Here is a 4421-nt window from a genome sequence, read left to right as displayed (position 1 = left end):
CTCCGCGCGAGGGGTCGGCCGCCCGGTCACCGTCGCGGGCGGTCGTCGTCGTCCGCGGCGGGCATCACCGCGGTCGCGTGGGGCTCGTCCTCCGGCCGCACCGCGTTCTGCAGCGCGATGGACCGGGCCAGCCGGGCGTAGCGCAGTTCCTGTTCGCGGAAGCGCACGTACGTGGAGACGGTGACAAAGGCGAAGCCCATCACCAGCGCGTAGAGCACCAGGTCTGTGCCGCGCTGTACGCCCAGCGCGTTGGCCACCACGGTGAGGTCGTCCGGGCGCAGCACGGCGTAGACCATGAACACCACGAACAGCACGAAGCCGATCTTGACCCCGGCCTTGGCCCGCGCCTTGCGCCGGTTGGCCAGGAAGAACGCCACCAGCGCGGCGCCGGCGAGCAACAGCAGTGCCTTGATCATCGCGGCAACCTCTTTCCCACGAAACCGTCGGAGAGGATGTTGATCCCGTTGAGCAGCGACTGCCCCTTCGACATGGAGTACTCGGTGTAGAGGATGTCGACCGGCTGCTCGGCCACGCGCCACCCACGGCTGTCCATCAGTTCCACGAACTCGCTGGCGTGACTCATGCCGTTCATGCGCAGGTTGAGGTCGTCGGCGACCCGCCGGTTGAACACCCGCAGTCCGTTGTGGGCGTCCGTCAGACCGAGCCTGCGGGTGCGTGGGCTGAGCATGACGACGGTCTTGAGGACGACCCGCTTGATCAGCGGCACCTGGTCGCCCTCGCGACGTGGGCGGCCGAAGCGGGTCCCCACCACGATGTCCACGGGCTCACAGCGCAGCCGCTCGACCATCGCGAGGACGTCCTTGACCTGGTGCTGCCCGTCGGCGTCGAAGGTGACGAAGTAACGGGCGCCGGGTTGCGCGCGGGCGTACTCGACACCGGTCTGGATGGCGGCCCCCTGCCCGAGGTTGACCGGGTGCCGGACCAGGTGTGCGCCCGCCCGGTGGATCGCCGCCGCGGAGTCGTCGGTCGAACCGTCGTCCACGGCAACGATGTTGGGGAACGTCTCGCGTGCGGTGCCGAGGACGTCCTCGATCACGGTGCCCTCGTTGAGGCAGGGGACGACCAGCCAGACGTCGCGGTTGCCTGTGGGGCCGCCCCCTGCCGCGCCGGAGGGTCCTGGGAGTCGCTCACTGTCACTGCTCATCGCCGGTCGATACTATGCGATCGAACGGAAAACCCTGTGAAGAGAAGGACGGCGGTTCCCCGATGGCCATCGATGTGATGCTCCCCTACTACGGGGATGTCGGACACTTCAAGAAGGCTGTGGACAGTGTCCTCTCCCAGACCTACACCGACTTCCGTCTGGTCGTGGTGGACGACGGCTACCCGGACCCGGAGCCTGCCCGCTACATGGGGGAGATCACCGCGCGCGACGAGCGGGTGACCTACGAGAAGAACGAGACCAACCTCGGCGCCAACGGTAACTACCGCAAGTGCCTGGAGATGGTCACGGCACCGATCGTCGTGGTGATGGGCGCCGACGACGTCATGCTGCCCAACTACCTGCAGGTGGTGGCGGACGGTTTCGCGGCCGTTCCCGACGCCGCCGTGATGGAGGTCGGCGTCAGCGTCATCGACGAGCACGGTGCCCCCGCGCGGCCCCTGTCCGACACCGTCAAGGCGTTCACCTCGCCCAAGGCCGACGGTCGCACGGTCCTCCACGGCGAGAAGCTCATGACCTCGCTGATGCACGGGAACTGGACCTATTTCCCGTCGCTGGCGTGGAGTTCCGAGTGGATCCGCCGCATCGGGTTCCGCGAGGGACTGGACGTGGTGCAGGACCTGGCGCTGCTGGTCGACGTGATCACCGGTGGCGGTCACATGGTCTACGACCCGACCCTGGCGTTCCTCTACCGCCGGCATTCCGCCTCCGACTCCTCGGTGCGCGCGCTCGACGGCCGCCGCTTCGACGAGGAGGCCCGCTTCTTCGCCGGTGAGGCCGACGCGTTCGCGGCCCGGGGCTGGAAGAGCGCCGAGCGGGCCGCGCGTCTGCACCTGACCTCGCGGTTCAACGCGCTGTCTCTGTTGCCGACCGCGGCCCGGGCCGGCAAGTTCGCCGAGGGCGGTAAGCGGCTGCTCGGTCACAGCTTCCGTAAGTTCTGACCCCGACGGGAATTGACCGGAGCTGGCACGAGAGGAGGCCCGGATGGTCCCCGAGGCGTGGATCCCGCACCGCCGTGAGGACGGCGAACTGATCGGCTGGATCGACATGACCACCGCCGAGCCGCTGCTCGTGCCGATCGACCGGCTCGGCCGCCCGCTCGACCCGGTCGACGACTGGCACAGGGCGGAGGACGTACTCGAGGGGATCGGTCTGCGGTTCCTCATGGAGCGTTTCCTGTTCCACGAGAACGGCCGCGACACCGTGGTGCGGATCTCCCACCTCGACGAGAACCGGATCGTCTTGTCGACGGCGCTCACGGACGCGATCGAGGAGGTCGGCCGCGAGATCGTGGCACCGTTCCCGGCGCCGTCGACGCTGCGCCCCGCCTGACGACGCCGGCGACGCTGCGCCTCGCCCGGCCTCCGGCCCGGCCCGGTCACCGCCGCACGACCACCACTCTCGAGCTCACCTCGCGGACGTCGAACAGTGCCCGGTCCTCGAACTGCTCCGGGTGGAACCGGATCTTCTCCCGACTGTTGTTCCGGGCCAGGGGCATCTCGTTGATCGCCACCGGGACCACCCAGTTCCTCGAGCCCTCCCGATCGAACACCATCACGTCCGGGCCGCGGAACGGGCCTGAGTCCATCGCGGCGGCCAGCTCACGGGGGGAGTCGATGGAGGCCCATTCCCGGACCTCGTCCGTCCGTGCGGTGTAGCGACCGGCCGGGGTGGCGTAGGCCTGCGCGGGTGCCTGGAAGGTGAAATACGGGCGGTAGGCGTAGACGGTCGGGACCGACGTGAGGACCACCAGGTCCGATTGCTCCTGCCCGGGGGTCATCTCGTCGATCGCCTCCAGCACCTCCGACGGGGCCGCGGGGGCCTCTCGGGCTGCGGCGGCGAACCGCGAGTCCTCCTCGGAGACGTGCTGCACCATCTGGATCGCGGCCAGACCGGCCACCACCACGGCCACCGCGGCGACCCGGCCGCGCGAATCCGCGGGCGACGTGGCCAGCGCCCACCGGGCCAGGGCGAGCGAGCCGACCACCCCCGCGAGCGCGAGTGCCAGCGTGATCACCGGGATCATCCGGAACGGCAGCAGCGTGGACCCGGTGACCGCCCGAAGCCCCGAGAGCGCGTACCAACCGAACACCGTGACGACCATCAGCCCCAGCGCCTGCGCCAGCACGAGACCGCGGTCCGGCGCCGGGAGCGGCCAGCCCGGTGAGTGGGTGGCCTCGTCGTCGTAGTCGTGGTCATCAGCGTGGCGACGGCTGGCTCCCCGGTCTCCGATCCGGGCGCCCAGGGACGCCGCACCGCGGTCTGCGAGCCGGCCGGCACCGTCCGGCCACACCGTCACCACCACCCACGCCAGCCCGATCAGACACAGCAGGCCGGCGGCGGACACCTCGAACATCGGCAGCGGCCAGCGGGAACCGATCTCCGGGGCGAAATCGTTGGCCACGGACGACTCGGTCTCGGCGCCACCCAGCACCGCCAGGAGGAAGCGGTGCCAGAACACCAGCGCGATCAGCATGGAGATGCCGGCCGTCGCGGCCAGGTGGGCGATCAGCGCGCCGACGACGCGGCGGTCGGCGCGGTGGCGCACTATGTCGACGACGACGACGAGGGCGACCAGCAACGCCGCGACACCCGCGATGAGCGTGTACGCCAGCGCGGCCCAGCCGAGGTAGACGCCGATCGTCACGACCAGCGGCCACGTGGGTCGGCCGGCCCCGGGGTCCCGCGACCGCGCGGCGGCGCGTGCGCAGAGCAGGAAGGTCGCCACCACGACCTGCGGGAGCAGGCAGATGAGGATCCACGAGTAGGGCTCGTAGGCGTTGATGTGCCCGCCGACGACCGCGGTGACCAGACCGAACAGCACGGCCAGCCGCGTCGGCACCAGCCAGCGCCAGGCGACGAACGCGATCGCACCCGCGATCGCCATGGTGACGATCGCGTAGGGCTTGTAGAACTCCCAAGCCTCGACCCCCGCCAGCGCGGCCAGTCGCCCGCCCACCCAGAACCACTGCGGCGGGTAGAAGGGGGCGGCATCGGCGTAGAAGGGGTCGCTCAGCGCGGGGGAGTCGGCGAAGCGGGTCACGTAGGCGACGCGGTTGAGCTGGTCGCCGCCGAGCCCGAAGAGATAGTGCGGGGTGCCGTTCAGCAGCAGCCCGAGGTGGGAGGAGGCCAGGAACGCGGGGCCCGCGGTCCCGAGGAACCACAGGGCGCGCTCGCCGGTACCGCGGCCGCTGTCTCGGCCCCGGCGCCCCCCGCGCAGCAGGAGCCAGCCGGCCAG

The 4421-nt window shown here is 70.5% G+C and carries 5 protein-coding genes; 2 read left to right on the top strand and 3 right to left on the bottom strand.

Annotated elements, in window-relative coordinates; translation table 11 throughout:
* Positions 1–26 precede the first annotated feature (26 nt).
* Both G6022_RS02850 and G6022_RS02845 read right to left on the bottom strand, forming a co-directional pair.
* Entirely contained in the window at positions 27–416 is a 390-nt protein-coding gene (locus G6022_RS02850) for a DUF2304 domain-containing protein (RefSeq protein ID WP_179524455.1), read from the bottom strand.
* Positions 413–1165 carry a glycosyltransferase family 2 protein gene (locus G6022_RS02845; RefSeq protein WP_241731023.1) on the bottom strand — a complete coding sequence of 251 codons (753 nt, stop codon included), beginning with the start codon at positions 1163–1165 and terminating at the stop codon, positions 413–415. Before G6022_RS02845 ends, G6022_RS02850 begins: the two co-directional genes overlap by 4 nt.
* Before the next feature lie 62 nt (positions 1166–1227).
* Between G6022_RS02845 and G6022_RS02840 the strand changes: the two genes are divergently transcribed.
* Entirely contained in the window at positions 1228–2124 is an 897-nt protein-coding gene (locus tag G6022_RS02840) for a glycosyltransferase (protein ID WP_182640154.1), read from the top strand.
* A gap of 43 nt (positions 2125–2167) precedes the next feature.
* Entirely contained in the window at positions 2168–2515 is a 348-nt protein-coding gene (locus G6022_RS02835; protein WP_182690990.1) for a hypothetical protein, read from the top strand.
* Between the two features lie 46 nt (positions 2516–2561).
* On the opposite strand, the gene G6022_RS02830 is transcribed toward G6022_RS02835, so the two are convergent.
* Positions 2562–4421: arabinofuranosyltransferase (locus G6022_RS02830; protein ID WP_182690989.1), on the bottom strand; the 1860-nt coding region annotated here is incomplete at its 5' end.

It is taken from the genome of Dietzia sp. Cai40 (genome assembly GCF_014145165.1).
Classification (GTDB): Bacteria; Actinomycetota; Actinomycetes; order Mycobacteriales; family Mycobacteriaceae; genus Dietzia; species Dietzia natronolimnaea.
Note: the sequence above shows the minus strand (reverse complement) of the source record. Positions and strands in the feature narration are given on the sequence as shown.

What these genes read in the sequence shown, in the direction of transcription:
- G6022_RS02850 (WP_179524455.1), bottom strand. Translation starts at nt 416, where the DNA reads ATGATCAAGGCACTGCTGTTGCTCGCCGGCGCCGCGCTGGTGGCGTTC.
- G6022_RS02845 (WP_241731023.1), bottom strand. Translation starts at nt 1,165, where the DNA reads ATGAGCAGTGACAGTGAGCGACTCCCAGGACCCTCCGGCGCGGCAGGG.
- G6022_RS02840 (WP_182640154.1), top strand. Translation starts at nt 1,228, where the DNA reads ATGGCCATCGATGTGATGCTCCCCTACTACGGGGATGTCGGACACTTC.
- G6022_RS02835 (WP_182690990.1), top strand. Translation starts at nt 2,168, where the DNA reads ATGGTCCCCGAGGCGTGGATCCCGCACCGCCGTGAGGACGGCGAACTG.